Origin of the sequence: Sanguibacter inulinus (genome assembly GCF_013415325.1) — a bacterium.
Lineage (GTDB): Bacteria > Actinomycetota > Actinomycetes > Actinomycetales > Cellulomonadaceae > Sanguibacter > Sanguibacter inulinus.
The window spans coordinates 46,383-73,063 of record NZ_JACBYE010000016.1; the positions used below are offsets into that span (position 1 = coordinate 46,383).

Genomic DNA, 26,681 nt, shown 5'->3' on the forward strand with positions numbered 1-26,681 from the left:
CGGGACCTCAGGGACCGGCTCTCGCAGCCGATCCCGGCAGAGCACGCGGGAACCCCCTGGGAGCCGTGCGTGCTCCTGCGTCCGCAGGCAATTTGGGTAGCGCGTCGAGGATCGGCTACTCTATCGAGGTTGCCCGCACACACCAGGGCATGCGCGAACCGCGACACCACCCTCCCGCAGACCTCTCGAGGCCTCGGCGCGGGTTCACTGCGGCTCCGCATCCACAGACCATTGAAGTCGCCGCACAGCGGCGTGCATGACGATCAGGAGAGACCGTGGCTGCCAACTGCGACGTCTGCGCAAAGAGCCCGAGCTTCGGGCACAGCATCTCGCACTCGCACGTGCGCACGAAGCGCCGCTGGAACCCGAACATCCAGCGTGTTCGCGCAATCGTCAACGGCGCTCCCAAGCGCCTCAACGTGTGCACCTCTTGCCTCAAGGCAGGCAAGGTCACGCGTCACATCTGAGACTCCCCTCGCGGAAGTTCTCTCGCACAGCCCGTCGGACCTCGGTCCGGCGGGCTGTCGGTGTTGGACCGCCGAAACCCTTGGCCCTGACGCAGGTGACGTGCGACCCTGGCTGGCATGGACATCGAGCGTGACGACCTGACCATCCGTCCGGCCACAGCGGCCGACGCCCCGGCGATCGCCCGCATCCACGTCGCCTCCTGGCGCGAGGCCTACGCGGGGATCGTCCCGACCGCCTATCTCGAAGGCCTCGACGTCGACGCCCGAGAGCAGTGGTGGGTCGAGCTCCTCGACAGACCCGCGGGTCGGACCCTGGTCTCCGTCCTCGACCAGAGGACCGTGGGCTTCGCGCACCTGGGGCCCGCGAGCGACGAGGACGCCGAGCCGGGCGACCTCCAGCTCTACTCGATCTACCTCGACCCCGAGACCTGGGGGCGTGGCGTCGCGCGCGACCTCCTGCGAGCGGTCCTCGACGGGGTCCCCGCGGACTCCGACGTCACCCTGTGGGTCCTCGCCGACAACGAACGGGCCCGTCGCTTCTACAGGCGCCACGGCTTCGAGCCGGACGGGGTCGAGAAGATCGAGGAGATCGGCGGCGCCCCGCTCACCGAGGTGCGCTACCGCCGGCGCTGACAGCCCGACGACCGACGCCTCGGCCTGCACTCTCGAGGCACGACGCGCCCCGCCTCTCAGGTCTCCGGATCTCCAGGTCAGGATTCCTGCGGGTCAGTCTCGCGGGTGCCCGTGCCCCGCGAAGTGGTCCCAGCCCTCGTCGCCCTCGGGCGCGGTTCCCTGCACGGTGACAGACGGTGACCGGTCGGCTGTCGCAGCCACGACCCGGCCGATCAGCCGGAACTCTGAGGGCAGCTCGGCATCAGGCGGGAAGGTCGCGAGCAGCCCGTGGTCTTCTCCGCCTGTCAGGACCCAGCGCGACGGGTCCACGTCGAGCACGCGGCCGGCCTGCGCCAGGGCGGCGAGGTCGAACTCCAGGGCGCGCGACGGTGCGTCGAGGTCGAGGACGACCCCGCTGGCCCGGGCGATCCGTCCGCCGTCGCGCAGGAGCCCGTCCGAGACGTCGAGCATGGCGGTCGCCCCCGCGAGACGGGCTCGGGTCCCCGATCCGATCGGTGGGTCGGGGCGCAGGTAGGCGGCGACGAGGTCGGGGTAGGCGGCGGTCTCCTCGGCGTCCGTCAGCAGGTCCAGCCCGGCGGCGGACCGCCCGAGGACCCCAGCGTGCGCGACGACGTCGCCCGGCCGTGCACCGGACCGCAGCACAGGGTCCCCACCGTCGAGGTCGCCGTGGACCGTCACGGCGACGACGATCGCGTCGCCGCTCGACAGGTCTCCCCCGACGACGCCCGCGCCGTAGGGGGCGCACGCCTCGGCGAGCCCGCGCGCGAGGTCGAGCACCCACTGCACCTCTTCGGTGCGGGGCAGCACGAGCGAGACCACCAGGGAGGTGGGCCGGGCGCCCATCGCGGCGATGTCGGCGAGGTTCTGCACGGCGGCGCGCCACCCGACGTCGTAGCCCGTCGACCAGTCACGGATGAAGTGGCGGTCCTGGACGAGGACGTCCGTCGAGACGACGAAGCGTCCGTCAGGTGCGGAGATCACCGCAGCGTCGTCGCCGGGGCCCACCAGGGTCGCGGCGGTCGCGGGCAGCAGAGGGAAGATCCGCGCGAGCAGCTGCTCCTCGGCCAGGTCGCAGACACGCTCAGAATCACTCACGCGGCCACCCTAGCCCAGGCCGGCTCCCGGGCTGACGTCCAGGCAGCGGCACTAGAGTGTCGGGGTGCTCACGAGTCTCCGCCACCGCCTCTCCGGCCTGCCAAGCCCCTCACCCGCGCCTCTGACGCCTGTGGTCCGCCGCCCGTCGGCGCGAGCAGCCCGGCGCACGGTCGCGGCGTCGCTGGGCGTGGTCGCCGTGACGGTAGGCCTGACCGCCTGCACCCCGACGATCAACGTCCCCGCAGGCGTCGACGCCGCGGAGCCGATCTGCGCGACCGTCGTGCTCATGCTCCCTGACGAGGTCGGTGGCCAGAGCAAGGTGCGGGCGTCGAGCCAGGCGACGGCGGCGTGGGGCGAGCCCGGACGCGCGATCACGCTGCGCTGCGGCGTCGAGCCGCCGGCCCCGACCACGCAGGACTGCCAGTCGGTCGACCCCGGCATCCCCGGGCTCGGCACCTTCGACTGGATCACCACCCAGGACGACAACGGCTGGACCTTCACCACCTACGGCCGCGAGCCCGCAGTCTCCGTCCAGGTGCCCACAGAGCTCGGCGGCAGCCAGCCGACCGCGTCGCTCATCGACGTCGCCCGAGCCGTCTCCGAGATCCCCACCACCTCCCACGCCTGCCGCTGACCCCCGCCCGACAAGCGGCAGCGAGATCGTGATTTCGGAGCGAGATCGACCCTTGCAGGTCACGATCTCGCTCCGAAGTCACGATCTCGACAGTCGGCCGACCACCCCGGCCGTCGGTCAGCAGACAGGCTGCCGGTCTGCACACAGCAGGCCGTCGGTCAGCACACAGGCGGCCGACCGCTGACAGTCAGCGCAGGCCGGTCTCGCGCTCGAGGGCGAGCTCGACGAGCTCGGTGATGAGGTCCGCGTAGCCGATCCCGCTCTTCTCCCACATCCGCGGGTACATCGAGAAGGGCGTGAAGCCGGGCATCGTGTTGATCTCGTTGACGATGACCTCGCCGGCCTCCGTGACGAACACGTCGACCCTAGACAGCCCCTCACCGGACACCGCCTCGAAGGTGCGGATCGCGACGTCCTGGACCTGGGCCACGAGCTCAGGGCTGAGGTCCGCCGGGCAGCTGAGCTCGACGCTCTGCTCGCTGAGGTACTTGGCCTCGAAGTCGTAGAAGGCGTGAGCCTCGTCGGTCACCTGGATCTCACCGGGCAGCGAGGCGCGGGCACGCTCGCCGCGGCGTCCACCGAGGACGGCGCACTCGATCTCGCGGCCGACGATCCCGGCCTCGACGATCACCTTCGGGTCGTGCCGACACGCCTCCGCGACGGCCGCAGGCAGGTCGGCGAGGTCGTCGACCTTGCTGATGCCCAGGCTCGACCCGGCACGGGCAGGCTTGACGAAGACCGGCAGCCCGAGGTCTGCGACTCGGGCTGTCGCACCCTGCTCGTCACGGTCCCACTCACCCGGTGCGATCACCGTGTACGGCCCGACGGGAAGCCCCTGCCCGGCGAGCACGAGCTTCATGAAGTGCTTGTCCATGCCGACGGCCGAGGCGAGGACGCCTGCACCGACGTAGCGGACGTCGGCGAGCTCGAGCATGCCCTGGAGGGTGCCGTCCTCGCCGAAGGGCCCGTGCAGCAGCGGGAAGACGACGTCGACGTCTCCGAGGATGCGTGGCATCTCACCGGCCTCGAGGACGCGCAGGGCGTTCTGCCCCACGGCGAGCGGCAGCAGCACCTCGGTGCCCGTCGCGTCGACCTCGGGCAGACGGCCCTCGGTGATGGCCCAGCGGTCGGGGTCGTCCTCGACGAGCACCCACTGACCGGTGCGCGTGATGCCGACCGGGACCACGTCGAAACGGTCGCGGTCGATCGCCCGCATGACGCCGGCAGCTGTCGCGCACGAGATGACGTGCTCTCCGGAGCGTCCGCCGAAGAGCAGGACCACGCGAGGGCGGCCGACGGTCTCGCCGGGTGCGACCGGGGCCACCGCGCCGAGAGCAGGGGTGGGAGTCTGGGATTCTGAGACTGTAGCCATCGCGTGCGACTTTACCGGAGGTGACGGCTTAGTCTCGGACGCATGGACGACGCGTCGACGACCCCTGAGCCCACCTCTCCCCGCACCGGCCACGGCCCGGTCTCACCCGCGACGGTCGCCGTCACGGCCGGGCGCCCGCCCCGGGTCCAGGGCGGGCCCGTCAACCCCCCTGTCGTGCTGTCCTCGACCTACGTCTCGGCCGGCGTCCCCTCCCCCGAGGACAAGCTCTACACCCGGTCCGGCACCGAGACCTGGGAGCCCTTCGAGGACGCTCTCGCCCAGCTCGAGGGGGCCACGCAGAGCGGTGTGGTCTTCGCCTCCGGCATGGCGGCGATCGCCTCGGTCCTCGCGATGGTCCCGGACGGCGGCACGGTCGTCGTCCCGCAGCACGCGTACCAGGTGACCCTCGGGTTTGTCGACGACATGGCGCAGCGGCACAGGGTCACGGTCCGTCGGGTCGACATCGCGGACACCGAGGCATCGGCCGCTGCCTTCGCCGGGGCCGACCTCGTGTGGATCGAGTCTCCGACCAACCCCATGCTCGAGGTCGCCGACCTGCCGGTCCTCGTCGACGCGGCCCACCGCGCCGGGGCTCTCGTCGCGGTCGACAACACCTTCGCGACGCCGCTGGTCCAGCGGCCGCTCGAGTCTGGCGCCGATCTCGTGGTGCACTCGGTGACCAAGTACCTCGCCGGACACTCCGACGTGGTCCTCGGGGCCGTCGTCACCAGCTCGGAGCACCTGGAGCGCTCGGTGCGTGCCTACCGCACGCTGCACGGTGCGATCGCCGGCCCGTGGGAGGTGTGGCTCGCGCTGCGCGGCATGCGCACCCTCGCGCTGCGGGTCGAGCGTGCCCAGGCGAACGCCGCCGAGATCGCCCTGCGCCTCTCCGCGCACCCGGGCGTCGCGCAGGTCCGGCACCCGTCCCTGCCGGACGACCCGGGCCACGAGGTCGCGACCCGGGTCATGGACGGCTACGGCGCGATCATCGGTCTGCGGCCCGTCGGCGGTATCGAGGCGGCCGATGCTGTGGTCGACGCCCTCGACCTGTGGGTCCCCGCGACGAGCCTCGGTGGGGTCGAGTCGACCCTCGAGCGTCGCCGCCGCTTCTCGACCGAGTCCCTGACGGTCCCGGAGGACCTGCTCCGCCTGAGCGTCGGGATCGAAGACGTCGAGGACCTCTGGGCCGACCTGGACCGTGCGCTGCGCCTCGTCACCGGAGCCTGAACGGCCTCGGCGGCTGGTCCCTGCGGCGGCTGTGCGCGCAGGGCACCAGCCGCGGCTCCTGCTCGGTCACGAGCCTGCCGCCGTCGGAGCTCAGCCGCCGGGACAGCGTGGTCGGCTACGAGCTGGTGGGTCACGAGCCTGCAGCAGTCACGCGTCTCCGCGCACGCCCTCGGAGCGCTGGGGGCGTGCGAGCAGCCCGCGGGCGATGTCGTCCACGGGCAGACCACCGTGCAGCACCCCGACGACGGCCTCGGTGATCGGCATCTCGACACCGACAGACCGGGCGAGCTCGAGCACCGAGCGGCACGACTTCACACCCTCGGCGGTCCCGCCCGTCGCGGTGATCGCGTCGTCGAGGGTCATGCCCTGGCCCACGTGCTTGCCGAGCGTGTGGTTGCGTGACGAGGGTGAGGCGCACGTCGCCATGAGGTCGCCCATCCCGGCGAGCCCGGGGAAGGTCTCCGCGTCGGCTCCGAGCGCGAGGCCCAGGCGGCTGATCTCGGCGAGGCCACGCGTGATGACCGTCGCCGTGGTGTTGTAGCCGAAGCCGCGGCCCTGGGCCATGCCCACGGCGAGCGCGATGACGTTCTTGACAGCGCCGCAGAGCTCGACACCGACGACGTCGGCGTTGGTGTACGGCCTGAAGTAGCCGGAGGAGCAGGCCTTCGCGACGAGCGCCGCGGTCTGCGGGTCGGAGGAGGACACGACCGTCGCCGTCGGCTGACGACGCGCGATCTCGCCTGCGAGGTTGGGCCCAGAGACGACGGCGACCCGGCTGGCGTCGATCGCGAGGGCCTCGGCGACCACCTCGCTCATGCGACGGTCTGTGCTGAGCTCGACGCCCTTCATGAGGGAGACCGCGACGGCGGTCGGCGGCACGAGGTCGCGCAGGGGTTCGAGGGTCGCGCGAGCGCTCTGCGACGGGATGGCGACGACCACGAGGTCGACCCCTTCGAGGGCCGCGGCGACGTCTGTCGTCGCGGAGATCGACTCGGGCAGCACGACGCCCGGCAGGTACTTCCCGTTGACGTGCTCGGTCGTGATCTGCTGCGCGACGTCGGCGTTGCGGCCCCACAGACGCACCGTGCAGCCCGCGTCGGCGAGCACCTGCGCGAAGGTGGTCCCCCAGGCACCCGAGCCGAGGACCGCGGCGATCACCTGCGTCCCTCGTCGGTCGTGGGCTGGTCGGGCTCGGAGACGTCGGAGGTGCCGTCGACCGGCTCGTCGCCAGGACCGGTGCTGCGGCCGGTCCCCTCGACGGGCAAGGTGCCTCCCGTCGGCTCGAGGTCTGGGACGAGCTCGCTCGTGGCCTGCTCAGCGTCCGCGACCGTCCCCGGAGCGGCGTCCATGTCGGGCTCCCCAGCCGGGACCTCCGCCGAAGCAGCGGCAGCGGCCTGCTGGGCGCGGGCCGCCTTGCGCATGTCGTAGCGGACTGCAGGGGCCTTCTCGCCGCGGATCTCCTCGAGCAGGGCCGTGATGGCGGCCATGATGCGCTCGGTGGCCTCCGTGAGGACGGCGGCGTCCTGGGGGCGGTCGAGGAGGTCGGAGAGGTCGACAGGCGGTCCAGCGTGGACCGAGACCTTCTTGCGCGGGAAGGGGTGCAGACGCTTGGAGTACTGCGGGAGGATCAGCTGCGGTCCCCACTGGGCGACCGGGATCACCGGGACGCCGCTGCTGAGCGCGAGGCGGGCCGCCCCGGTCTTGCCGACCATCGGCCACAGGTCCGGGTCGCGGGTGAGGGTTCCCTCGGGGAACACGGCGACGCACTCCCCCGACTCGAGCTGGCGGACCGCGTCGGCGAGCGAGGACGCGGCTCCTGCGGTCCCCCGGTGCACGGGGATCATGCCTGTGCGGACCAGGACACCCTTGAGCACGGGGACCTTCCACAGGGACGCCTTCGCGAGGATCCGCGGCGGGCGGGACGAGTCGTAGAGGAAGTGCGCGAAGGTCAGGGGGTCGAGATTCGTGATGTGGTTGGCCACGGCGAGGTATCCGCCTGTCGTCGGCAGGTGCTCGGTGCCCTGCCAGTCCTTGACGCCCATCGCCACCAGGACGGGCTTGAGGATCCCGGCGGCCAACCTGTACGTGAAGGACCTGCCACTGCCTGTGGACGTGCTCGACTCAGATGTCACCGGGCAAGGCTACCGCCAGGGGTCGGCTGCGTCCCGCACGCGGTCGCGCGTTCACGCGTTCACGCGGACACGCGTTCACGCGTTCACGCGGACACGCGGACACGATGCCGCGAGGGCTTGAGGCCACCAGGGCCCAAGGCCCAGGGCCGACCCGGCATCAGACGCACGACGCCCCGCGACCGTCGAGGGACGGTGCGGGGCGTCGTGCGCGGTGGCACCCGAGCGGCGCCAGGCCGGGTCGGTCAGCCAGAGCGTCGCGAGGCTGCCTCGGTCAGCTGCGGGAGAACTCCGCGCCGAGGGCCTCGAGCTTCTCGGTGAAGCGCTCGTAGCCACGGTCGATGAGCGTGATGCCACGGACCTTGGAGGTGCCCTTCGCGGCGAGCGCGGCGATGAGGTGGCTGAAGCCTCCACGGAGGTCGGGGACCTCGATCTCGGCCGCGGCGAGCGGGGTCGGACCGGAGATCACGGCGGAGTGGTAGAAGTTGCGCTGGCCGAAGCGGCACGGCCGCCCGCCGAGGCACTCCTTGTACACCTGGATGTTGGCGCCCATGCCCCGCAGGGCGTCGGTGAAGCCGAAACGGTTCTCGTAGACCGTCTCGTGAACGATCGACAGCCCGGTGGCCTGGGTGAGCGCCACGACGAGCGGCTGCTGCCAGTCGGTCATGAACCCGGGGTGCACGTCGGTCTCGAGGACGATCGACTTGAGCTCGCCGCCCGGGTGGTAGAACCGGATGCCGTCGTCCTCGACCTCGAACTCGCCGCCGACCTTGCGGAAGGTGTTGAGGAAGGCCGTCATCTCGGGCTGCGTCGCGCCCTTGACGAAGATGTCACCCTGCGTGGCGAGCGCGGCCGAGGCCCACGACGACGCCTCGATACGGTCTCCGAGGGCTGTGTGGCGGTAGCCAGACAGCTTGGCGACGCCCTCGATGCGGATCACGCGGTCGGTGTCGACCGAGATGATCGCGCCCATCTTCTGCAGGACGTTGATGAGGTCCATGATCTCGGGCTCGATGGCCGCGTTCGAGAGCTCGGTGATGCCCTCCGCGCGCACGGCGGTGAGCAGCAGCTGCTCGGTCGCCCCCACGCTCGGGTAGGGCAGCGAGATCTTGGTGCCGCGCAGACCGTTCGGGGCGGTGAGGTGGATACCCTGCTCGCGCTTGTCCACCTGGGCGCCGAACTGCCGCAGGATGTCGAGGTGGTAGTTGATCGGCCTGTCACCGATGCGGCAGCCGCCGAGGTCGGGGATGAAGGCCTCGCCGAGCCTGTGCAGCAGCGGGCCGCAGAAGAGGATGGGGATCCGGCTCGACCCGGCGTGCGCGTCGATGTCGGCCACGTGGGCGGACTCGACGTTGCTCGGGTCGAGGCGCAGCACGCCTGCGGGTACGTCGTAGTCGACCGAGACACCGTGCAGCTCGAGGAGACCGGAGACGACCTTGACGTCGCGGATCTCGGGCACGTTGCGCAGCTCGCTCGGGCCCTCGCCCAGGAGCGAGGCGACCATGGCCTTGGAGACGAAGTTCTTCGCACCGCGCACGGTGATGGTGCCGTTCAGCGGGTTCCCGCCGTCGACGGAGAGCAGATCTGTCATGACGCTATGGTCGCCTATCGTTCGGCACTGCTCCTAACGGAGCGGTGGACATGCACGGTGTCTTCACTCAACCGGACGCTGCGTCTGACGGTCCGCCTGGCGATCCGTCGCGCGCGCCGGGGCCGCGGGGCACGGCGGTGCACAGCGCCCACGTCGTGCAACACGACGGAGGGGCCACCTGTTCCTCCAGGTGACCCCTCCGTGGTGATCGTCCGGGCGCTCGCCCGCGGCTCTCGTCAGGAGACGGGACGAGCCGCCTCGATCTCGACGGGCGGCAGGTGCTTGGCCGGCAGCGTCTTCGGACGCCACGCGGCGCGGGACGCCTCGAACTCGGTGATCTCGGCCTCGTGCTGGAGGGTCAGGCCGATGTCGTCGAGGCCCTCCATGAGGCGCCAGCGGGTGTAGTCGTCGACCTGGAAGGGCACGACCACGTCGTCGGCAGACGCCGTGCGGTCGACCAGGTTGACGGTCACCTCGGTGCCCGGCTTGGTCTCGAGGACCTTCCAGAGCAGCTCGATGTCTTCCTGGGCGAGCTGCGCGGCGAGCAGACCCTGCTTGCCGGAGTTGCCGCGGAAGATGTCGGCGAAGCGCGCGGACAGCACGGCCTTGAAGCCGTAGTCCTTGAGTGCCCACACGGCGTGCTCACGCGACGAGCCCGTGCCGAAGTCCGGACCGGCCACGAGGACGGAGCCGCTCGAGTACGCGGGCTGGTTGAGGACGAAGGACTCGTCACCGCGCCAGGCAGCGAAGAGCGCGTCCTCGAAGCCCGTGCGGGTCACGCGCTTGAGGTAGACGGCGGGGATGATCTGGTCGGTGTCGACGTTGCTGCGGCGCAGCGGGACGCCCACACCTGTGTGCGTTGCGAACTTCTCCATGATGACTCCAGAAACCTTCGGGGCGGTCAGGCGGGCTGCAGGGCGTCGGCGCCGGCCGCGTCCTGGGCGAGGTCGGACGGCGAGGACAGCGTCCCGCGGATCGCGGTGGCTGCCGCGACGAGCGGCGAGACGAGGTGCGTGCGTCCGCCCTTGCCCTGACGACCCTCGAAGTTGCGGTTGGAGGTCGACGCAGAGCGCTCTCCGGGTGCCAGCTGGTCCGGGTTCATGCCCAGGCACATCGAGCAGCCGGCGTTGCGCCACTCCGCACCGAAGTCGAGGAACACCTTGTCCAGGCCCTCGGCCTCGGCCTGCAGGCGCACGCGCGCCGAGCCGGGGACGACGAGCACGCGGAGCGTGTCGGCCTTCTTCTTGCCCTCGATGATCTCGGCGACGGCACGCAGGTCTTCGATGCGCCCGTTGGTGCACGAGCCGATGAACACCGTGTCGATCGCGATGTCGCGCAGCGGGGTCCCGGGGTTGAGACCCATGTACTCGATCGCGCGCTCGGCGGTGACGCGCTCGTTCTCGTCGGCGATCTCGGACGGGACCGGCACGTTGGCCGAGAGCGGGAGGCCCTGGCCGGGGTTCGTGCCCCAGGTGACGAAGGGCTCGAGGTCGGCGGCCTCGAGGATCACCTCTGTGTCGAAGGTCGCGTCGTCGTCGGTGCGCAGGGTCTTCCAGTACTCGACGGCAGCGTCCCAGTCGGCGCCCTCGGGGGCGTGGGGGCGGCCCTTGAGGTACTCGAAGGTGGTCTCGTCGGGGGCGATCATGCCGGCGCGGGCGCCCGCCTCGATCGACATGTTGCAGATGGTCATGCGGCCCTCCATCGAGAGCGACCGGATGGCCTCGCCGCGGTACTCGAGCACGTAGCCCTGCCCGCCGCCGGTGCCGATCTTCGCGATGACCGCGAGGATGATGTCCTTCGCCGTGCTGCCCTCGGGCAGCGAGCCGTTCACGGTGATCGCCATCGTCTTGAACGGTGCGAGCGGGAGGGTCTGCGTGGCGAGGACGTGCTCGACCTCGCTCGTGCCGATGCCGAAGGCGAGGGCACCAAAAGCACCGTGCGTCGAGGTGTGCGAGTCCCCGCAGACGACGGTGAGACCCGGCATGGTCAGACCGAGCTGGGGGCCGACCACGTGCACGATCCCCTGGTCGGCGTCGCCGAGCGAGTGGATGCGGACGCCGAACTCCTTCGCGTTGTTGCGCAGGGTCTGGATCTGCGTGCGGCTCGTGAGGTCCGCGATCGGCAGGTCGATGTTCAGCGTCGGGGTGTTGTGGTCCTCGGTCGCGATCGTGAGGTCCGGGCGACGGACCGGACGCCCGGCGAGACGCAGACCCTCGAAGGCCTGCGGGCTCGTGACCTCGTGGACGAGGTGCAGGTCGATGTAGAGGAGGTCAGGCGCTCCATCGCTTCCTCGACGCACCAGATGGGCGTCCCAAACCTTCTCCGCCAGCGTGCCGGCCATCACAGTTCCTCTCGTGCTCACGTCGCGCCGGTCTGCACCGGCCGGGTGACGCGTGCGTCTTTGGGGGCTTTCGGTCAGGCCGCTTGCATCTCAGCCTGCGAGACTGCAATATCGACCTATGGACAATTCTAGCGGAGTCGGAGTGCTCGACAAGGCAGCATCCGTTTTGGGTGCTCTCGAGGCAGGCCCGGCCACCCTCGCACAGCTCGTCGCAGCCACCCGGCTGGCCCGCCCCACCGCTCATCGCCTCGCCGTGGCGCTCGAGCACCACCGTCTGGTCACCCGCGACATGCAGGGCAGGTTCGTCCTCGGACCCCGCCTCAACGAGCTCGCCACGGCCGCCGGCGAAGACCGCCTGCTCGCCGCCGCGAACCCCGTGCTCACCGCGCTGCGCGACCACACGGGCGAGAGCGCCCAGCTGTACCGCCGCCAGGGCGACCAGCGCATCTGCGTCGCGGCCGCCGAGCGTCCTGTCGGTCTGCGCGACTCGATCCCCGTGGGCGCGACCCTGACCATGCACGCTGGCTCGGCCGCGCAGATCCTCCTCGCGTGGGAGGAGCCAGACCGCCTGCACCGCGGTCTCCAGGGCGCCAAGTTCACCGCGACCATCTTGTCCGGTGTCCGTCGTCGCGGGTGGGCCCAGTCGGTCTCCGAGCGCGAGGTCGGCGTCGCGTCGGTCTCCGCCCCGGTCCGCGGACCGTCGGGTCGCATCGTCGCCGCGGTCTCGATCTCGGGTCCGGTCGAGCGCCTGAGCCGCCAGCCCGGACGCCTGCACGCAGGATCCGTGGTCGCCGCCGCGAACCGCCTCACCGAGGTCCTGCGCCGCTCCGGCGAGTAGCACCGCCCCCTCCCCCTCCTCCCCCTGCACCTGAGGCCCGGCCCGCACAGCGCGCCGGGCCTCGGTGCGTCCGGGGGCGCACGCTCTCCCTCCAGGTGGCATCCGAGCGCCGAGGTCGCACACACCTCCGCGAGGTCGCACCCGGCCGCACGTGGTCGCCTTCCTCTCGCCAGGTCGCACCCCAGCACACGAGGTCGCACAGGCACGCCAGGACGCGCCCCTGCAGGACACCTCGCGCCGCAACGGTGCGACCTGGGTGATGTCGGTACGACCTGGGTCCCAGGCGTGCGACCTCGGTCAGCGAGCGCAGCACCAGATGTCGAACGGGTGAGGCCGTGGCGACGGTCACACCTGCAGACGCAGCTCGCACCCTCCTCCTCGAGCGACGGCGGCGTGAGCGTGTCGACAGCCGACCCCGAGAACGACAAAGGCCCGGTCAGGTTTCCCTGACCGGGCCTTGCGTTGTACCCCCAACGGGATTTGAACCCGTGTTACCGCCGTGAGAGGGCGGCGTCCTAGGCCGCTAGACGATGGGGGCCTAAGAAGCGTTTCCGCAGGTCTTGCGACCGGCGTCTGTACTTCCGAGTGAGAACTCTACCGCATGTTCTGAGTGCTTGTGACACCCGATCATGTGATCGAAATCTGCGCTGGGCTACCAGGACTCGAACCTAGAATGTCGGTACCAGAAACCGATGTGTTGCCAATTACACCATAGCCCACTGGAGAAGTGACCCGGTCTGACATCCCGCTCTCGCGTTCTGTCCCCGTGGGCTCCGCCGATCCAGAACATTACCCGACCTCAGGGGTAACGCCAAACCGCCACCTCAGCGCTCCGCACGAGCCCCGGTTTCCCGCGGTTCGCGCCTTCCCACGCTCGTCCTGCGCGCGTCGTGGACGTCGAGCAGACGGCTCTGGACCGAGTATCGCGCTCAGCCACGCACGCCAGAGACCTCCGAGACCTGCGTCACCCTCGGCACCGACCACACCCACCGCACCGAGCGCACCGAGCGCACCCACCAGACACGACACCACGACGCGAGCCAGGCACGACCACCCGACCCGCGCACGACAGCGCGAGGCATTCCGATAGACCGCTCCACGCTTCCGTGGCACGGTCGTGGCCATGGACGCCATCACCAGCACCCGGACCAGCGACGCGCAGGACATCCTCGACTCCGCGCGATGGTTCACCGACCTCCTGCTCACCGCCACCACCGAAGAGCTCGACGTCCCTGCGGGCGACGTCGAGTGGTCGTGCTGGCGCACGGCCGAGCACGTCGGCGACGACATGCTCGCCTACGCACTCCAGCTCGCCGCGCAGGCTCCTGACGACTATCTGCCGCTCACGGCCGCCGACGGCGGCGACGACGTGGTCCGCGTCGCCGCGACCGCAGGCACGCAGGGGCTCGCCACCACGGTCCAGGCGCTCGCCGCGCTGCTGGCGACCCAGGTGAGCACAGCGGGTCCGGACGCTCGTGCCTTCCACCCGCACGGGGTCTCGGACCCGACGGGCTTCGCGGCGATGGGCGTGGTCGAGATCCTCGTCCACGGCTACGACGTCGCCCAGGGGCTCGGTGTCGACATCGGACCGGGGCGAGCGCACGCACTCCCGGCCGGACCCGCCGAGCGCGCCGTGGGCAGGCTCTTCGACGAGGCGCCGGCGACCCGTCCCGAGGCGTCGCTCCTGTGGTGCACAGGTCGCATCGCGCTGCCGGGCGTGCCCCGCCGGTCTCGGTGGCGCTGGGACTCGAGCGTGCGCTGAGTCCAGGTGAGGCCAGGTGTGACGAGGTGTGACCAGGACAGTGGTGCTCACGTACCAGAAAAGACGGGTCACAGCCTCGCCGCGTTGGTAGATTGGTGGGTCGACGCAGCCCGCGACGTCGCCGAGCGACCGCGGCCCCTCCGACCCGAGAGCCCATGGACCAGACCCGCGCCACCACCACGCAGCCCGCCCCGACCGACGAGACGCCCGGGCGTCGCTGGGCCGTGCCCGCGGGCCGGCGCCTCGTCGTCCTGTCGCTCGCGCTGGCCGTCGTGACGGCTGGCAGCCTGTGGGTGACCCTGCAGACGGCCTCGTCGGCGGAGAAGGCTGGCGACGGCGTCCGCAGGACGGACATCACCTCGCTCACCGAGCGCATGCCTGCTCTCGCGATCGGGCGGACCGCCGTCTGGTACAGCGGCTGGATGAACGGGCAGAAGGCCGCGGACGAGCCCGTGCCCACGTGGATGGACGCCGTGGTGACGCTGCCCGAGGGCCGCGCCGCTGACCTCGCGTCCGCGTACAGCACGGCTCCGGCGACCCGCTCCCCCGAGGTCGTCGACGACCTCGCGGGCGACGTGCCGACAGGAGAGCTGGAGTCGAGCGTCGCGCTCGACAACGCCTTGAGCACCCCGTACTGGCACGCCTCGGCGTACCTGAGCGTCGAGACCGACGAGATCGTCCTGGTCGTGGAAGGCCGTCACTCGGCCCGGTGAGCTGTCGCCCTCTCGACGCTGCGGGCCCGCTCGCCAGAGCGCACCGTCGTCGGCCGCGCTCCTGACCGTCCGGCCCTGGCCTCAGCAGACTGCGTCCCTCTCCACAGACGGTGTCGCTCACGGCAGGCGATCGTGCGGGCCTCGTCGCCCTAGATCATGCGAGGAGCAGCGTCCCGAGCAGCGCGACCCCGGCCGCCACGACTGTCGCGACAGCACCGAGACCGAGGGACCGTCCGCCGCTGCGGACCAGCCTGCGCAGGTCGACGCTCGTGCCGAGCGCGACCATCGCCGCCGTGAGCAGCACCCGCTGGAGGACGTCTGCCGCGGACAGCAGCGCGTCGGGCAGCACCCCGGTCGACCTCACGAGGACGGCACCCAGGAAGGCCAGCACGAAGGCCGGGACGAGAGGGGCCGCGCGGCGCGCGCCTGCTGCGGCAGGTCCACGGTCCGTCCCGGCAGGTCCGTCGACAGTCCCGGCAGGTCCGTCAGCCGTGCCGTCGTCGCAGCCGCGGACTGACCCGTGGACAGCACGAGCGGTCCGCCGACCGTGCGCCGCGACCAGCGCGGTGAGCGGCGCGAGCAGCACGACGCGCGCGAGCTTCGCGACGGTCGCTGCAGCGAGGGCGGGCGCAGAGACCGCACCGGCAGCGGCGACGACCTGACCGACCTCCTGGACGCTCGACCCGATGAAGAGGCCGGCCTGCGCGTCCGAGAGACCCAGCGCCGAGACGACCCAGGGCAGGACGAGCACGGCGAGGGTCCCGTAGAGCGTCACGAGTGCGAGCGCAGTGCCGACGGCGTCCCCGTCGCCTGGCACGTCCGGGCCTGGGTCGCCGTCGACCGTCGCCCCGGGCTCCGTGGTCCCTCTCCCGGGGACGGCTCGGCCAGCCGGCCCTCGCGCGCCGCCGACGGTCGCGCTCATCGCGGCGATCGCGGCCGCACCGCAGATCGAGAACCCCGTCGCGACGTAGAGGCGGGTGAGCGGGTCGACACCCATCCAGCGCCCGAGCCGGAGCGTGAGCAGGAAGGTGCAGACCACGGTGACGAGCACGACGGTGACCCCGCGCCACCCGAGCCCCGCGAGCTGGCCGAGCGAGAGCTGGAGCCCGAGGAGCACGATCCCGGCACGCAGCACGTGCTTGCCAGCCCACGCCACCCCGGGTGCAGCAGCCCGCGGCACGGCGCGCAGCGTCCCGAGCACAGCGCCGATCCCCAGGGCGACGACGAGCGGAGACACTGCAGCCCCGGTCGCCGAGACGAGCAGGTCGGCGAGCACCAGGCTCGCGGCAGCAGCACCAGCGACCAGCAGGAGCCCAGGGAGCGTCGGGACGACTGCGGCACGGCGGGTCGGGCGCAGGTCGGGCGGGAGAGTCGGGCGGCGCATGCGCCCGGGTGCTGAACGGTCACGTGGTGAGGTCACACGATCCACCCTGCGCGGTCGACCCGCCTGACGGAATACCCGCTTCCCTGTCGCGACATAGCCCGAGGCTATGGCCGGCCGTAGGATCGACGGGTGGAACACACCGCTCCGACCCCGCGCACCTCTCTCGCCGCTCTCGACGTGCTCGTCGCGACCGACACCCATGGCTCGATCAGCGCGGCCGCCCGCTCCCTCGGCATCTCGCAGCCGAGCGCGTCGTCGACGCTCCGCAGGCTCGAGAGGGCGCTCGGCCTCGAGATCGTGGCCCGGTCCACCCGCGGCAGCCACCTCACCGAGGAGGGCCGTGCCGTCGCTGTGTGGGCACGGACCGTGCTCGACGCCTCGGACGCTCTCGAGAGGGCCGCAGCAGCACTGCGCGAGGGTCCTGCGCACAGGGTCCGGGTCGCGGCGAGCATGACGATCGCCGAGCACCTCGTCCCACGATGGCTGGCACGCCTGACCGCAGCCGAAGACCGCGGGAGGCCTGAGGTCGAGCTCATCGTCCGCAACTCCCAGGACGTCATGGACCTGGTGCTCTCAGGAGCCGCAGACCTCGGCTTCGTCGAGGGCTCGACGGTGCGGCGCGGACTGCGCAGCCGGACCGTGCAGCGGGACAGCCTCGCCGTGGTCGTCGGACGACAGCACCCGTGGGCCCGGCGTCGCGGGCACAGCGTGAGCGTCGACGAGCTGCTCGCCGCACGCTTGGTCGTCCGCGAGTCCGGCTCGGGCACCCGGGACATCCTCGAACGGGCCCTCGCCCGAGCCGGGTCACGCCTGCCCGACCACCTGCCGAGCCTGGGCTCGACGGCCGCGCTCGTCGCGAGCGTCCGCATCTCCGACTCGGTCACGGTGCTCTCCGAGCTGGCCGTCGCCGACGACGTCGAGCGCGGGACCCTCGTGCGCCTCGACGTCCCCGAGCTCGACCTCACCCGGCGCCTGCGCATGGTGTGGCGCGACGGCGCCGAGATGCCCGCACCGGTCCGCAGGATCGCGGCACTGGTCTCCGCCCGGGCCTGACGGGCGGGACCTCGCCGGACACCACCTGCCGAGGTCTGCCGGACCACGCCGTCCGCCGCCGTCCGACGGGGACACCCTCTCGACGGGCCGCAACCCGCATCAGGCCGCCTGGTCTGCGCTGCCTGTGCTGCCTGTGCTGCCTGTGCTGCGCGGGCCAGGTCAGCCTTCCGTCAGGTACCCCGTCAGCTGGTCGAGGCCCGCCAGGACCACGACACCGTCGGCCGAGGCCGCGGCCGGGTCTTCCTGGTGCACTCCCCCACGCCGGGTGCCCGGGCGGTCGAGCCAGGCACCGTAGAGCCCGGCCCGGACAGCGGCGCGAGCGTCGAGGTCGAGCTCGTCGCCGACGTACAGGGTCCGCGACGGGTCCGTCCCGAGGCGCGTGCAGGCCTCGAGGAACACCCGAGGGTCGGGCTTGCCGAAGCCGAGGGTGTCGAGGCCGACGAGCATCGGGACGTGCCCGAGCCCCGTCGCCTCGAGCTTGGGCAGCTGGTGCTCGGTCGTCGCGTTCGACAGCGCCCCGACCCGCAGGCCGAGGGACGACACCGCCGCGACGGTCTCGAGGGCGTCCTCGTGAGCCACCCAGCCGGCCCTGTACGAGGCCTCGAAGACCTCGTCCCAGGCGACGAACTCGTCCTCGGTGAGCGGCTCGGCCCCGAAGGCCGTCTGGAGCTGGTTGGCCCGCAGGCGCCGCTGCTCCTCGAGGGAGATCTCTCCGCGGGTGTAGGCGCGGTAGTGACCGTCCGGGTCACGGCGCCAGAGCGCCAAGACCTCCCCGAGACGGTCTTCCGGCAGGTGCGAGAGGTAGACCCGGGCGATCCCGTCCATCGCCGCGCCGAAAGCCGCGCGCGTGTTGACCAGGGTGTCGTCGATGTCGAAGAGGACGCCGTCGAGGGCTCCGCGACCGTCGAAGACGACCTGGCCGGTCGTGGCCAGCACGCTCTCCGGCGCGCGCTCGCCCGTGGCGACGGCAGCACCAGCGAGGGCGCCCGTCGAGGATGCCACCCCGGTCACGCCCGGGTCACCCGTCACAGAGAGGCCCGCAGCGCCCGCAGGCGGACGAGGGAACGCTCCTTGCCGAGGATCTCCATCGACTCGAAGAGCGGCGGCGACACACGGCGACCCGTGATCGCGACGCGCAGCGGGGCGAAGGCGAACTTCGGCTTGACGCCCATCGCCTCGACGAGCTCGGCCTTGAGGGCGTCCTGCTGGGACGTCGGGCTGAAGTCCTCGAGGGCCTCGAGCGTCGCGATCGAGCGGTCGAGGACCTCGGCGGCCTCCTCGCGCAGCGCGGAGCGTGCAGCCTCCTCGACCACCACGGCGTCGTCGGCCACGAAGAGGAAGCCGAGCATGCCCGGGGCCTCGCCGAGCAGCGTCATGCGCTCCTGGACGAGCGGGGCACCCGCGTCGAGCAGCGCCTGGACCTCGGGGGCGAGGTCCGCGTACGAGTCGGCCGGGACGAGGCCCGCAGCGTGCAGGTACGGGACGAGGCGCCCGCGGAAGTCGTCGCCGTCGAGGCGGCGCAGGTGCGTGGCGTTGATCGCCTCGGCCTTCTTGACGTCGAAGCGCGCCGGGTTGGGCAGCACGTCGGCGATGTCGAAGGCGGCGACGAGCTCGTCGACCGTGAAGATGTCGTTGTCGGCCGCGATGCTCCAGCCGAGCAGCGCGAGGTAGTTGAGCAGACCCTCGGGCGTGAACCCGCGCTCGCGGTGCAGGAACAGGTTCGACTCGGGGTCGCGCTTCGACAGCTTCTTGTTGCCCTCGCCCATGACGTACGGCAGGTGGCCGAAGGCCGGCATGACCTTCGCGACGCCGATCTCGAGCAGGGCGCGGTACAGCACGACCTGGCGGGGCGTGGAGGACAGCAGGTCCTCGCCGCGGAGCACGTGCGTGATCTCCATGAGCGCGTCGTCGACGGGGTTGACCAGCGTGTAGAGCGGCTGGCCGTTGGCGCGGACGATGACGAAGTCGGGCACGGTCCCGGCCTTGAAGGTCACGTCGCCACGGACGAGGTCGGTGAAGGTCACGTCCTCGTCGGGCATGCGCAGACGGAGCACGGGCTCGCGGCCCTCGGCGCGGAAGGCGGCCTTCTGCTCGTCGGTGAGGTCACGGTCGAAGCCGTCGTATCCCATGACCTTCGGGCGGCCGGCGGCGACGTTGCGCGCCTCGGTCTCCTCGGGGGTCGTGAAGGACTCGTAGGCGTAGCCGCCCTCGACGAGACGGCGGATGACGTCCTGGTAGATGTCCCCGCGCTGCGACTGGCGGTAGGGCTCGTGCGGGCCGCCGACCTCGATGCCCTCGTCCCAGTCGAGGCCGAGCCAGCGCAGCGCGTCGAGGAGCTGGGCGTAGCTCTCCTCGGAGTCTCGCTCGGCGTCGGTGTCCTCGATGCGGAACACGAAGGTCCCGCCGGTGTGCCGCGCGTAGGCCCAGTTGAACAGCGCCGTGCGGATCAGCCCGACGTGCGGGGTCCCTGTCGGCGACGGGCAGAAGCGGACGCGGACGTCGCTGCCGGTGGGCGTGGCGACGGCTGCGGGGGTGGTCTCGACGGACACGTACACACCTGGGTTTCAGATCGGGGAGCTGGGGTCGCGTGGCGACGGTCCCAGCCTACCCAGTCCTCGGCCGAGGCAGGCTCGTCCAGGGCGGTAGGACTGCCCTGCCGTCAGCGCCGTCGGCTCCCGAACCAGCGCTTCTCGACGCTCGCCCCGCGGTAGAGCGGACCGGCCGCCGTGGCCAAGGCCTGCTGGAGCTCGGGGAGGTGACGCTCGATCCCGGCCCGCGGGAGAAACGGTCCGGTCCCCACGTCGATGCCGTGCGTGTAGCCCTCGGCAGTCGTCCCCGTCGAACGGAGCCGCCGCAAGGCCGGGAGCGCCCTCTCGGCCGCGTCGGGGTCGCGGAAGGCGATCTCGAGGCGCGGATAGGACTGGCGGTCGACGAGGTCGAGCGGGGTGACGGCCCTGTCGAGGTAGACGCGGAACCGCACCGCCGCGATCTGCGACCACGGGAGTTGGATGGTCTCGCGCCCGACGCCGACGTCGATCCCGGCGGGACCCACGTCGACACCCAGCTGACGCGGCCGGCGCGCTGTCACCAGCAGCCACAGGGCACCGACCGCGAGCACAGCCCCCACGACGCCGAAGACGACGCGCAGCGGCACAGGCTGGGGCTCGACACCGCGGCCGAGCGCCAGAAGCACGAGCATCACCGCCGTGCCGAGCCCGACGAGCGCCGCGCCAACGAGCAGCCCGGTCACCCGCTTCGGCGCGTAGCTGAAGGTGGCCCCCTGCGGCCCTGGCGCCGCCGGCTGGTAGCTCACACGCCTCGGCGGACGACGGGGTTGCTCAGCACGCCGATGCCCTCGACCTCGCACTCGACGCGGTCACCCTCGACGATCGGGCCCACGCCGGCGGGCGTCCCGGTGAGGATGAGGTCACCGGGGAGCAGCGTGAAGGCCTCGGAGATGTACGAGACGAGGAAGGCGATGTCGAAGACGAGGTCGCGGGTGTTGCCGTCCTGACGGGTCTCACCGTTGACACGCGACGAGACACCGAGCGCCTCGGTGTCGAGCTCGGTCTCGATCCACGGGCCGATCGGGCACGAGGTGTCGAAGCCTTTGGCACGGGCCCACTGGCCGTCGGTCCGCTGGGCGTCGCGGGCGGTCACGTCGTTGGCGACGGTGTAGCCGAGCACGTGGTCGAGCGCGCGCTCGGGCGTGACGTCCTTGGTGATGCGGCCGATGACCACGGCGAGCTCGGACTCGTAGCTGGCCTCGGAGGTGAAGTCAGGCAGCACGATCGGGTCGTCCGGGCCGATCACCGCGGTGTTCGGCTTGAAGAACAGCAGCGGGCTCGTCGGAACCTCGTTGCCCATCTCCTTGGCGTGGTCCGCGTAGTTACGGCCCACACCGATGATCTTGGAGCGCGGGATCACGGGGGCGAGCAGGCGCACGCCGTCGCCGATCTCGATGCGCTCGCCCGTGGGCGTGACCGGCATGTAGAGCGGGTCTCCGTTGACGACGGCGAGGAAGTCCTTGCCGTTCTCGGTCTGGACAAAGCCGAAGCGGGGGTCGTCACCTGTGGTGAATCTCGCGATACGCACGACGTCACCTTATCGCTGGAGCACGCTGTCGTCCTCGCCAGGTCCAGGTCGAGGTCGAGGCGAGAGCGCGGTTCAGGTCCACAGCCGGGCTCAGGTCCGGGCCTGGCCCGGGTCCTAGACCTGGACACCTGGTTCGAACCAGGTCCAGGTCCGACACTCAGCGCGGTCCGGTCACCGGCGCGTCGGCGAGGAGGTCCTCCGTGCGACCAGATCCTGACGGGCCGTCCCACTCGAGCTGCACCGCCCCGCTCGACAGGTCGACCTCGAGCCGAGCCACGGCGTCGGGCACCTGCACACCACGCCTGACGAGCCGTAGCACAGACCCCTCCGACGAGACCTCGACGTCCCCGTCGAAGGCCGGCAGCGCGTTGCGGAAGCGGCAGAGGTCGAGCAGCGCTCGCACGACGGGGCGGTCGAGCGCGGCGCTGACCTCGTCGGCCGTGTACGAGTGCCTGTTGACGTCACGCCCCACGCCCGTCCGCTCGAGCAGCTCGACGTCGTTGTGCCCGGCGAGCGCACCCACGTAGTAGACCTGCGGGATCCCGGGGGTGCAGAGCTGGATCACCCGCGCCGCGAGGTAGCGGACGTCGTCCCGGCCCAGCGCGTCGTAGAAGGTCGAGTTCACCTGGTAGAGGTCGAGGTTCGAGGCGGCGGCGCCTGTCGCCGCCTCCGAGGCGCCGAGAGTCCGGGCATGGATCCCCTCGACCAGCTCGTCGATCTGCGCCGGGGTGAGCAGCCCGGGCCGCTCGGCCTCACCGGGACCGACGGTCTGGTCGGGCCCGACGTCGATCACGCCGATCCCGTCGTGGGTGTCCAGGACCGTCACGGCGTTGCGGGGCCTGGCCCGGAGCCAGTCGACGAGAGCGTCCGGGTCGCCCGTGTAGAGCGCGTGCAGCACGAGCGGCGGCAGGGCGAAGTCGTAGACGAGGTCGACCGAGCGGCCGATCTCGACCTGACGCTCGTAGTGCGAGTGCACCTCGACGAGCACGTCGACCCCGCGGCTGCGGGCTGCGGCCGTGAACTCTTCGATGAACGCGAAGGTCTCCGGGGTCATGAACGACGTGGTGCCGGGCGTCTTGACCGCATAGCCGACGGCGTCGAGCCGCACCAGACTGACTCCCGCCGAGGCGACGGCGTCCAGCACCGCGGCGAGGTAGGCGGCCCCGGGCTCGGACCGCACGTCGATGTCGACCTGCTGCGGGGTGAAGGTCGTCCACACGTACCGCAGCCTGTCGCCGAGCCGCACCGGCGTGAACGGCAGCCCGGGCCTGGGCCTGTAGATCCGGGCGAGGTCCTCCTCGGTGGCGCCGTCGGGGAACACCGAGGACATCGTGAGGAACATCGACGCGGCGGGCGACTCGTCCCCTCGGGCGCGGACGTCCTGGAAGGCCGCAGAGTCTGCCGAGACGTGGTTGACGATGAGGTCGACGACGGTGTCGTGGGTCCGCGACAGGTCTCGGACGTCGTCCCACGTGCCCAGGCGCGGGTCGACGGCCGTGTGGTCGACGGGGTCGAAGCCTGCGTCGGCGCCGTCGAAGGGCGTGAAGAACGGCAGGACGTGCACGCCGCCGAAGGCACCGGCGAAGTCCTCCCGCACCACGCGTGCCAGAGCGGCGAGGTCGCCACCGAGCCTGTCTGCGTAGGCGATCAGCTGTACCTCGTTGCGCATGGTCACTCTCCGTCGTGGTCCTGGTCTGCGGGTGCCGTGTCCGGGCGGCCCTCCAGGCCCCACGCCGTGGGGTCGGGCAGGACTGCCCTGTCGTCCGCGAGCTGTCCGCTCGAGACGAGTATGCACCTTTTCGGGGCATCACGGGAGAGACGGCGGCATTCGTGCCGCAGTGGCATGTCGACGTCGTGGGCTGGTCGGGCCCGGGAGCGGGCTCAGTCGACTCAGCCCCTGACAGGCTCCTCAGGCCCGGGCCAGGATCTCGCCGTTGAGGACCGAGAACCAGCCGTCGGGCTGCGCGGCCCAGCGCTGCCACTCGTGCGCGAGCTGCTCGAGGGCGACGTCGTCGGCCAGCCCGGCCTCCTTGGCCTGGACGGCGAAGTTGGACTCGATGCAGCGCTCGGCCCACAGCCCGCCCCACCACTCGCGCGACTCTGGGGAGGCGTAGCACCACACACCCGCCGACCCTGTGAGGGCCTCGGGGGTGAAGCCGGCCTCCTGGAACCAGCTGAGCAGGCGGCGGCCGGCGTCGGCCTGGTAGCCGTAGGCGGCGGTGACCTCGTGGTAGAGCGCGTTCCACTCCGTGAGGCCGTCGGACTCCGGGTACCAGGTCATGGCGCTGTAGTCGGCGTCGCGGGCGGCGACGATCCCGCCGGGCTTGGTCACGCGGCGCATCTCGCGGATCGCGGCGATGGGGTCCGACAGGTGCTGGAGCAGCTGGTGGGCGTGGACCACGTCGAAGGAGTCGTCGTCGAAGGGCAGCTCGTAGGCGTTGGCGTACTCGAAGCTCACGTTCTCGACGCCCGAGGACTCGGCGAGCTCGCGCGCGCTGTCGAGGACAGCTGTCGCGGCGTCCACGCCGACGACCCGTCCCACGGTGCGGGCGAGGTCGACGGTCACGGTGCCCGGTCCGCAGCCGACGTCGAGGAGCGTCATGTCCTTGCGCAGCAGCGGGACCAGGTGCGCCGCAGAGTTCGCGGCGGTGCGAGACCTGTGCGAGCGCAGGACCGACTCGTGGTGGCCGTGCGTGTAGGACTCGGACTCGCGGGACTGCTCGCTGCCGTGGGCACCTGTGGGCGCCTGACGGTCGGACTCGGTCGGCGCTCCGGTGCGCTCCGCGCTGTGCTGTGTCATGTGTACGACGGTAGGGGGACCGTGACGCTTCTGAGACATTGTTCTCGGATGGTGGGACCAGATCGTGGGTGAGGTTGGTCGCAGCACCGTGGCTCGATCGTCGCGACCTGCTCCTACCACCGTCCTCGCGCCGTCGCGGCGCAGTCTGTGCGCGGTCGTGGCGCAGCCGACGCAGGGTCTCGCTGTGGCCGACGCGCAGTCGCGCTGTGGTCCCGTGGCTGCTCACGGCGTACGTTCGAGGGCATGACCTCTTCGATCGACCACCGCCACCTGGGCCGCTCCGGACTGACCGTCTCTGTCGTCGGGCTCGGCTGCAACAACCTCGGCCGCCAGCACTGCGCGACCGAGACCCTCGAGGGGAGCACGGCCGTCGTCACCGCCGCCCTCGACGCAGGGATCACCCTGTTCGACGTCGCCGACGTGTACGGCGCAGAGCCCGGGCGCTCCGAGGAGTTCCTCGGGAAGGCCCTCGGCAGCCGACGCGACGAGGCCGTCGTCGCGACCAAGTTCGGCATTGACGTCCGCGGTGCCAACGGCCCCGACCACGGTGCGCGCGGCTCACGCCGCTACATCCTCGCCTCGGTCGAGGCGTCGCTGCGTCGCCTGGGCACCGACTACATCGACCTGTACCAGTTCCACACCCCCGACCCCGGCACGCCCGTCGAGGAGACGCTCTCCGCGCTCGACTCCCTCGTGACGAGCGGCAAGGTCCGGTACATCGGGCACTCGAACCGGGCGGGGTGGCAGATCGCCGAGGCCGAGCTGCTCGCCCGACAGCTCGGCACCGAGCGCTTCGTGTCGAGCCAGAACCACTACAACATCATCGACCGCCGGGCCGAGCTCGAGGTCGTGCCCGCCGCCGAGGCCTTCGGGCTTGGGGTGCTGCCGTACTTCCCGCTCGCCAACGGTCTGCTCACCGGCAAGTACAGCCGCGAGGGCGGCCCTGCCGACGGTCGTCTGACGCACTCCAAGCCCGGGCTGCTCGAGTCCGCGCCGTGGGAGGCCCTCGAGAGGTACTCTGCCTTCGCCGCCGAGCGCGACCTCACGGAGGTGCAGGTCGCGTTCTCGTGGCTCGCCGCGCAGCCCGTCGTCTCGTCGGTCATCGCCGGGGCCACGCGCCCCGAGCAGATCGAGCAGAACGCTGCCGCGGTGCACCCGTTGACGAGCGAGGACCTCGCCGAGCTCGACGAGATCTTCCCGCAGCCCGACAAGATCGCGCTGTTCTGACGTCAGGCCCCTGCACGCTCCAGGTGCGTGTAGTCGGGAAGCTCGATGCGGTCGGCCGGCGGACGGAACAGCCGTGCGCCGACCGACCGCGCCACGGGTGTGGCCGCGAGCGCGAGCACGCCGTGGAGCGCGGCGACGCCGGCCCGGGTCCGCGGGTTCGCCAGCCGCGGCGTCCCCGGCGGGAGGTCTTGCGCCTGGTCGACGTACGGGCGCATGATCCGCTCGTAGCCGGCGAAGGCGTCGCGGTGGTGGATGTGCGAGGCGAGCTCTCCGGCCAGCACGTAGGCGCCGGTGAGCCCGAGGCTCGTGCCCATGCCGCTCACGGGCGACGCGCAGTAGGCCGCGTCTCCGACGAGGGCCGCACGCCCGTGGTGCCAGATGGGTGAGTGCACCTGCCCCACCTGCTCGAAGTAGTACTCCTCGGCGTGCCGCAGCCCGTCGAGCACCCGGGGCGTCTCCCAGCCGGCGTCGGCGAAGAGCCGGCACAGCAGGTCGCGCTGCGCGGCGTCGTCGAGGTCTTCGTAGCCGCGCGGCGGCGAGAGGAAGGACAGCGTCGCGCGGATCGTGCCGAGGTTGTCGGGGCGCAGCGTGACCGACCGACCGCCCGGGGCGGAGTACCAGCGCCACCAGTCGGTGTCGGAGGCGACCCTGGGGATGGTCAGGTAGGCGGTGTACATGCCCTTCGGCTGGATCTGGGCGGCGTCTCCGACGACGAGCCGACGGGTGCGGGAGCGCATGCCGTCAGCCGCCACCACCACGTCGAAGGTCTCCTCGCGGCCGTCGGCGAAGGTGACGTCGATCCCGTCCGCGCGGTCGTCGAGCGCCGCGATGGTCGTGCCGAACCTGTAGTCGGTCGTCTCACGGCTGTGGTCGACGAGGATCCGGGCGAGCTCGCCACGGAGGATCTCGAGCTCGGCGGTCGCCCCGTCGGTGTCTCCGGTGCCTGCGGGCAGCTCGGCCCGGGTGCGCCCGTCCCGACCGACGAACCGGGTCCCGAGCTCGCCGGTACCTGCAGCCCGGATAGCGTCTTCGAGGCCCATCTTCCGGGCGACCTCGCGGCCGGCACCTCGGACGTCGATGTTCTGACCTGCGGTCCGCAGCTCGTCAGCGCGCTCGACGACGACGGTCTCCCAGCCGTAGCGCTGCATCCACCAGGCGAGAGCGGGGCCAGCGATGCTGGCTCCGGAGACGAGGACTCGTCGTGTCGTGGTCATGAAGCACTCTCTTCTTTCGTGAAGTTATTTGATGCTGAAATAATAACGGCACGATAGGCTGACCGCATGTCCACAGGCGCAGACGACCCCTCGGGCACCCCGACCC

Annotated in this window: 24 protein-coding genes and 2 tRNA genes; 9 read left to right on the forward strand and 17 right to left on the reverse strand. The window is 71.4% G+C overall.

Translation table 11 applies throughout. From position 1 onward, the window contains the following. Positions 1 to 275 precede the first annotated feature (275 nt). Positions 276 to 467, forward strand: a complete 192-nt coding sequence (gene rpmB / locus HZZ10_RS08510) for a 50S ribosomal protein L28 (RefSeq protein ID WP_056131119.1) — start codon at positions 276 to 278, stop codon at positions 465 to 467. Positions 468 to 584: 117 nt separating this feature from the next. Beyond that, positions 585 to 1,100 carry a GNAT family N-acetyltransferase gene (locus HZZ10_RS08515; RefSeq protein ID WP_179913193.1) on the forward strand — a complete coding sequence of 172 codons (516 nt, stop codon included), beginning with the start codon at positions 585 to 587 and terminating at the stop codon, positions 1,098 to 1,100. A gap of 93 nt (positions 1,101 to 1,193) precedes the next feature. On the opposite strand, the gene HZZ10_RS08520 is transcribed toward HZZ10_RS08515, so the two are convergent. Further along, complete coding sequence (locus HZZ10_RS08520) at positions 1,194 to 2,195, reverse strand: thiamine-phosphate kinase (RefSeq protein WP_179913194.1); 1,002 nt, start codon at positions 2,193 to 2,195, stop codon at positions 1,194 to 1,196. Positions 2,196 to 2,259: 64 nt separating this feature from the next. Here HZZ10_RS08520 and HZZ10_RS08525 point away from each other — a divergent pair, with 64 nt between their 5' ends. Next, complete coding sequence (locus HZZ10_RS08525; RefSeq protein ID WP_308507535.1) at positions 2,260 to 2,829, forward strand: DUF3515 family protein; 570 nt, start codon at positions 2,260 to 2,262, stop codon at positions 2,827 to 2,829. 187 nt (positions 2,830 to 3,016) lie between these two features. Here the strand turns inward: HZZ10_RS08525 and HZZ10_RS08530 are convergent, their stop codons facing one another. Then, positions 3,017 to 4,201 (reverse strand): D-alanine--D-alanine ligase family protein, encoded by a 1,185-nt coding sequence (locus HZZ10_RS08530; protein ID WP_228087293.1) that lies wholly within the window; start codon positions 4,199 to 4,201, stop codon positions 3,017 to 3,019. 42 nt (positions 4,202 to 4,243) lie between these two features. Between HZZ10_RS08530 and HZZ10_RS08535 the strand changes: the two genes are divergently transcribed. Continuing rightward, positions 4,244 to 5,428, forward strand: coding sequence for a trans-sulfuration enzyme family protein (locus tag HZZ10_RS08535; RefSeq protein WP_056131108.1), 1,185 nt, complete (start codon positions 4,244 to 4,246; stop codon positions 5,426 to 5,428). A gap of 147 nt (positions 5,429 to 5,575) precedes the next feature. Here the strand turns inward: HZZ10_RS08535 and HZZ10_RS08540 are convergent, their stop codons facing one another. The 5 genes from HZZ10_RS08540 to leuC form a co-directional block, all read right to left on the reverse strand. Continuing rightward, complete coding sequence (locus tag HZZ10_RS08540; protein WP_179913195.1) at positions 5,576 to 6,586, reverse strand: NAD(P)H-dependent glycerol-3-phosphate dehydrogenase; 1,011 nt, start codon at positions 6,584 to 6,586, stop codon at positions 5,576 to 5,578. After that, positions 6,583 to 7,560 carry a lysophospholipid acyltransferase family protein gene (locus HZZ10_RS08545; protein ID WP_179913196.1) on the reverse strand — a complete coding sequence of 326 codons (978 nt, stop codon included), beginning with the start codon at positions 7,558 to 7,560 and terminating at the stop codon, positions 6,583 to 6,585. The genes HZZ10_RS08540 and HZZ10_RS08545 overlap by 4 nt, the downstream gene beginning before the upstream one ends. A gap of 271 nt (positions 7,561 to 7,831) precedes the next feature. Continuing rightward, on the reverse strand, positions 7,832 to 9,148 hold the full coding sequence (gene murA, locus HZZ10_RS08550; protein ID WP_056131103.1) for a UDP-N-acetylglucosamine 1-carboxyvinyltransferase: 1,317 nt from the start codon (positions 9,146 to 9,148) through the stop codon (positions 7,832 to 7,834). Positions 9,149 to 9,384: 236 nt separating this feature from the next. Beyond that, positions 9,385 to 10,023 carry a 3-isopropylmalate dehydratase small subunit gene (gene leuD, locus HZZ10_RS08555; RefSeq protein ID WP_179913197.1) on the reverse strand — a complete coding sequence of 213 codons (639 nt, stop codon included), beginning with the start codon at positions 10,021 to 10,023 and terminating at the stop codon, positions 9,385 to 9,387. A gap of 26 nt (positions 10,024 to 10,049) precedes the next feature. Then, positions 10,050 to 11,489: a 3-isopropylmalate dehydratase large subunit gene (leuC, locus tag HZZ10_RS08560; RefSeq protein WP_179913198.1), complete on the reverse strand. Its 1,440-nt coding sequence runs from the start codon at positions 11,487 to 11,489 to the stop codon at positions 10,050 to 10,052. Positions 11,490 to 11,607: 118 nt separating this feature from the next. On the opposite strand from leuC, the gene HZZ10_RS08565 reads away from it, so the two are divergent. After that, positions 11,608 to 12,327 carry an IclR family transcriptional regulator gene (locus HZZ10_RS08565; RefSeq protein ID WP_012866122.1) on the forward strand — a complete coding sequence of 240 codons (720 nt, stop codon included), beginning with the start codon at positions 11,608 to 11,610 and terminating at the stop codon, positions 12,325 to 12,327. Between the two features lie 465 nt (positions 12,328 to 12,792). Here the strand turns inward: HZZ10_RS08565 and HZZ10_RS08570 are convergent. Next, positions 12,793 to 12,865: transfer RNA gene (locus HZZ10_RS08570), tRNA-Glu, on the reverse strand. A gap of 109 nt (positions 12,866 to 12,974) precedes the next feature. After that, positions 12,975 to 13,046 (reverse strand) — tRNA-Gln (locus HZZ10_RS08575). 404 nt (positions 13,047 to 13,450) lie between these two features. Between HZZ10_RS08575 and HZZ10_RS08580 the strand changes: the two genes are divergently transcribed. Together HZZ10_RS08580 and HZZ10_RS08585 are read left to right on the forward strand one after the other, a co-directional pair. Then, entirely contained in the window at positions 13,451 to 14,089 is a 639-nt protein-coding gene (locus HZZ10_RS08580; RefSeq protein ID WP_179913199.1) for a DinB family protein, read from the forward strand. 155 nt (positions 14,090 to 14,244) lie between these two features. Then, positions 14,245 to 14,802 carry a hypothetical protein gene (locus HZZ10_RS08585; protein WP_179913200.1) on the forward strand — a complete coding sequence of 186 codons (558 nt, stop codon included), beginning with the start codon at positions 14,245 to 14,247 and terminating at the stop codon, positions 14,800 to 14,802. A gap of 154 nt (positions 14,803 to 14,956) precedes the next feature. Here HZZ10_RS08585 and HZZ10_RS08590 read toward each other — a convergent pair whose 3' ends face one another. Further along, entirely contained in the window at positions 14,957 to 16,222 is a 1,266-nt protein-coding gene (locus tag HZZ10_RS08590; RefSeq protein WP_218928576.1) for a YeiH family protein, read from the reverse strand. Positions 16,223 to 16,315: 93 nt separating this feature from the next. Between HZZ10_RS08590 and HZZ10_RS08595 the strand changes: the two genes are divergently transcribed. Beyond that, positions 16,316 to 17,239, forward strand: coding sequence for a LysR family transcriptional regulator (locus HZZ10_RS08595; protein ID WP_179913201.1), 924 nt, complete (start codon positions 16,316 to 16,318; stop codon positions 17,237 to 17,239). 159 nt (positions 17,240 to 17,398) lie between these two features. On the opposite strand, the gene HZZ10_RS08600 is transcribed toward HZZ10_RS08595, so the two are convergent. From HZZ10_RS08600 to HZZ10_RS08625, 6 genes are all read right to left on the reverse strand, one after another. Continuing rightward, positions 17,399 to 18,241 (reverse strand): HAD family hydrolase, encoded by an 843-nt coding sequence (locus HZZ10_RS08600; RefSeq protein WP_308507536.1) that lies wholly within the window; start codon positions 18,239 to 18,241, stop codon positions 17,399 to 17,401. A gap of 23 nt (positions 18,242 to 18,264) precedes the next feature. Continuing rightward, a complete protein-coding gene (gene gltX, locus HZZ10_RS08605) occupies positions 18,265 to 19,794 on the reverse strand; it encodes a glutamate--tRNA ligase (protein ID WP_179913202.1) in 1,530 nt (509 codons plus the stop codon). Between the two features lie 104 nt (positions 19,795 to 19,898). After that, positions 19,899 to 20,552 carry a PH domain-containing protein gene (locus HZZ10_RS08610; RefSeq protein ID WP_179913203.1) on the reverse strand — a complete coding sequence of 218 codons (654 nt, stop codon included), beginning with the start codon at positions 20,550 to 20,552 and terminating at the stop codon, positions 19,899 to 19,901. Next, the gene (locus HZZ10_RS08615) at positions 20,549 to 21,334 is read right to left on the reverse strand and encodes a fumarylacetoacetate hydrolase family protein (RefSeq protein ID WP_056131071.1); all 786 of its coding nucleotides are present in this window, start codon (positions 21,332 to 21,334) and stop codon (positions 20,549 to 20,551) included. The genes HZZ10_RS08610 and HZZ10_RS08615 overlap by 4 nt, the downstream gene beginning before the upstream one ends. Positions 21,335 to 21,491: 157 nt before the next feature. Further along, the gene (gtfA, locus tag HZZ10_RS08620; protein WP_056133855.1) at positions 21,492 to 23,003 is read right to left on the reverse strand and encodes a sucrose phosphorylase; all 1,512 of its coding nucleotides are present in this window, start codon (positions 23,001 to 23,003) and stop codon (positions 21,492 to 21,494) included. A 240-nt stretch (positions 23,004 to 23,243) separates the two neighbouring features. Continuing rightward, a complete protein-coding gene (locus tag HZZ10_RS08625) occupies positions 23,244 to 24,134 on the reverse strand; it encodes a methyltransferase domain-containing protein (protein ID WP_082543905.1) in 891 nt (296 codons plus the stop codon). 243 nt (positions 24,135 to 24,377) lie between these two features. Here HZZ10_RS08625 and HZZ10_RS08630 point away from each other — a divergent pair, with 243 nt between their 5' ends. Next, the gene (locus tag HZZ10_RS08630) at positions 24,378 to 25,361 is read left to right on the forward strand and encodes an aldo/keto reductase (RefSeq protein WP_179913204.1); all 984 of its coding nucleotides are present in this window, start codon (positions 24,378 to 24,380) and stop codon (positions 25,359 to 25,361) included. A 2-nt stretch (positions 25,362 to 25,363) separates the two neighbouring features. Here HZZ10_RS08630 and HZZ10_RS08635 read toward each other — a convergent pair whose 3' ends face one another. Beyond that, on the reverse strand, positions 25,364 to 26,575 hold the full coding sequence (locus HZZ10_RS08635) for an FAD-dependent monooxygenase (RefSeq protein ID WP_179913205.1): 1,212 nt from the start codon (positions 26,573 to 26,575) through the stop codon (positions 25,364 to 25,366). Positions 26,576 to 26,681: the final 106 nt, after the last annotated feature.

What these genes read in the sequence shown, in the direction of transcription:
- leuC (WP_179913198.1), bottom strand. Translation starts at nt 11,489, where the DNA reads ATGGCCGGCACGCTGGCGGAGAAGGTTTGGGACGCCCATCTGGTGCGT.
- gtfA (WP_056133855.1), bottom strand. Translation starts at nt 23,003, where the DNA reads ATGCGCAACGAGGTACAGCTGATCGCCTACGCAGACAGGCTCGGTGGC.
- HZZ10_RS08530 (WP_228087293.1), bottom strand. Translation starts at nt 4,201, where the DNA reads ATGGCTACAGTCTCAGAATCCCAGACTCCCACCCCTGCTCTCGGCGCG.
- HZZ10_RS08635 (WP_179913205.1), bottom strand. Translation starts at nt 26,575, where the DNA reads ATGACCACGACACGACGAGTCCTCGTCTCCGGAGCCAGCATCGCTGGC.
- HZZ10_RS08515 (WP_179913193.1), top strand. Translation starts at nt 585, where the DNA reads ATGGACATCGAGCGTGACGACCTGACCATCCGTCCGGCCACAGCGGCC.
- leuD (WP_179913197.1), bottom strand. Translation starts at nt 10,023, where the DNA reads ATGGAGAAGTTCGCAACGCACACAGGTGTGGGCGTCCCGCTGCGCCGC.
- HZZ10_RS08565 (WP_012866122.1), top strand. Translation starts at nt 11,608, where the DNA reads ATGGACAATTCTAGCGGAGTCGGAGTGCTCGACAAGGCAGCATCCGTT.
- murA (WP_056131103.1), bottom strand. Translation starts at nt 9,148, where the DNA reads ATGACAGATCTGCTCTCCGTCGACGGCGGGAACCCGCTGAACGGCACC.
- HZZ10_RS08630 (WP_179913204.1), top strand. Translation starts at nt 24,378, where the DNA reads ATGACCTCTTCGATCGACCACCGCCACCTGGGCCGCTCCGGACTGACC.
- HZZ10_RS08535 (WP_056131108.1), top strand. Translation starts at nt 4,244, where the DNA reads ATGGACGACGCGTCGACGACCCCTGAGCCCACCTCTCCCCGCACCGGC.
- HZZ10_RS08580 (WP_179913199.1), top strand. Translation starts at nt 13,451, where the DNA reads ATGGACGCCATCACCAGCACCCGGACCAGCGACGCGCAGGACATCCTC.
- HZZ10_RS08625 (WP_082543905.1), bottom strand. Translation starts at nt 24,134, where the DNA reads ATGACACAGCACAGCGCGGAGCGCACCGGAGCGCCGACCGAGTCCGAC.
- HZZ10_RS08585 (WP_179913200.1), top strand. Translation starts at nt 14,245, where the DNA reads ATGGACCAGACCCGCGCCACCACCACGCAGCCCGCCCCGACCGACGAG.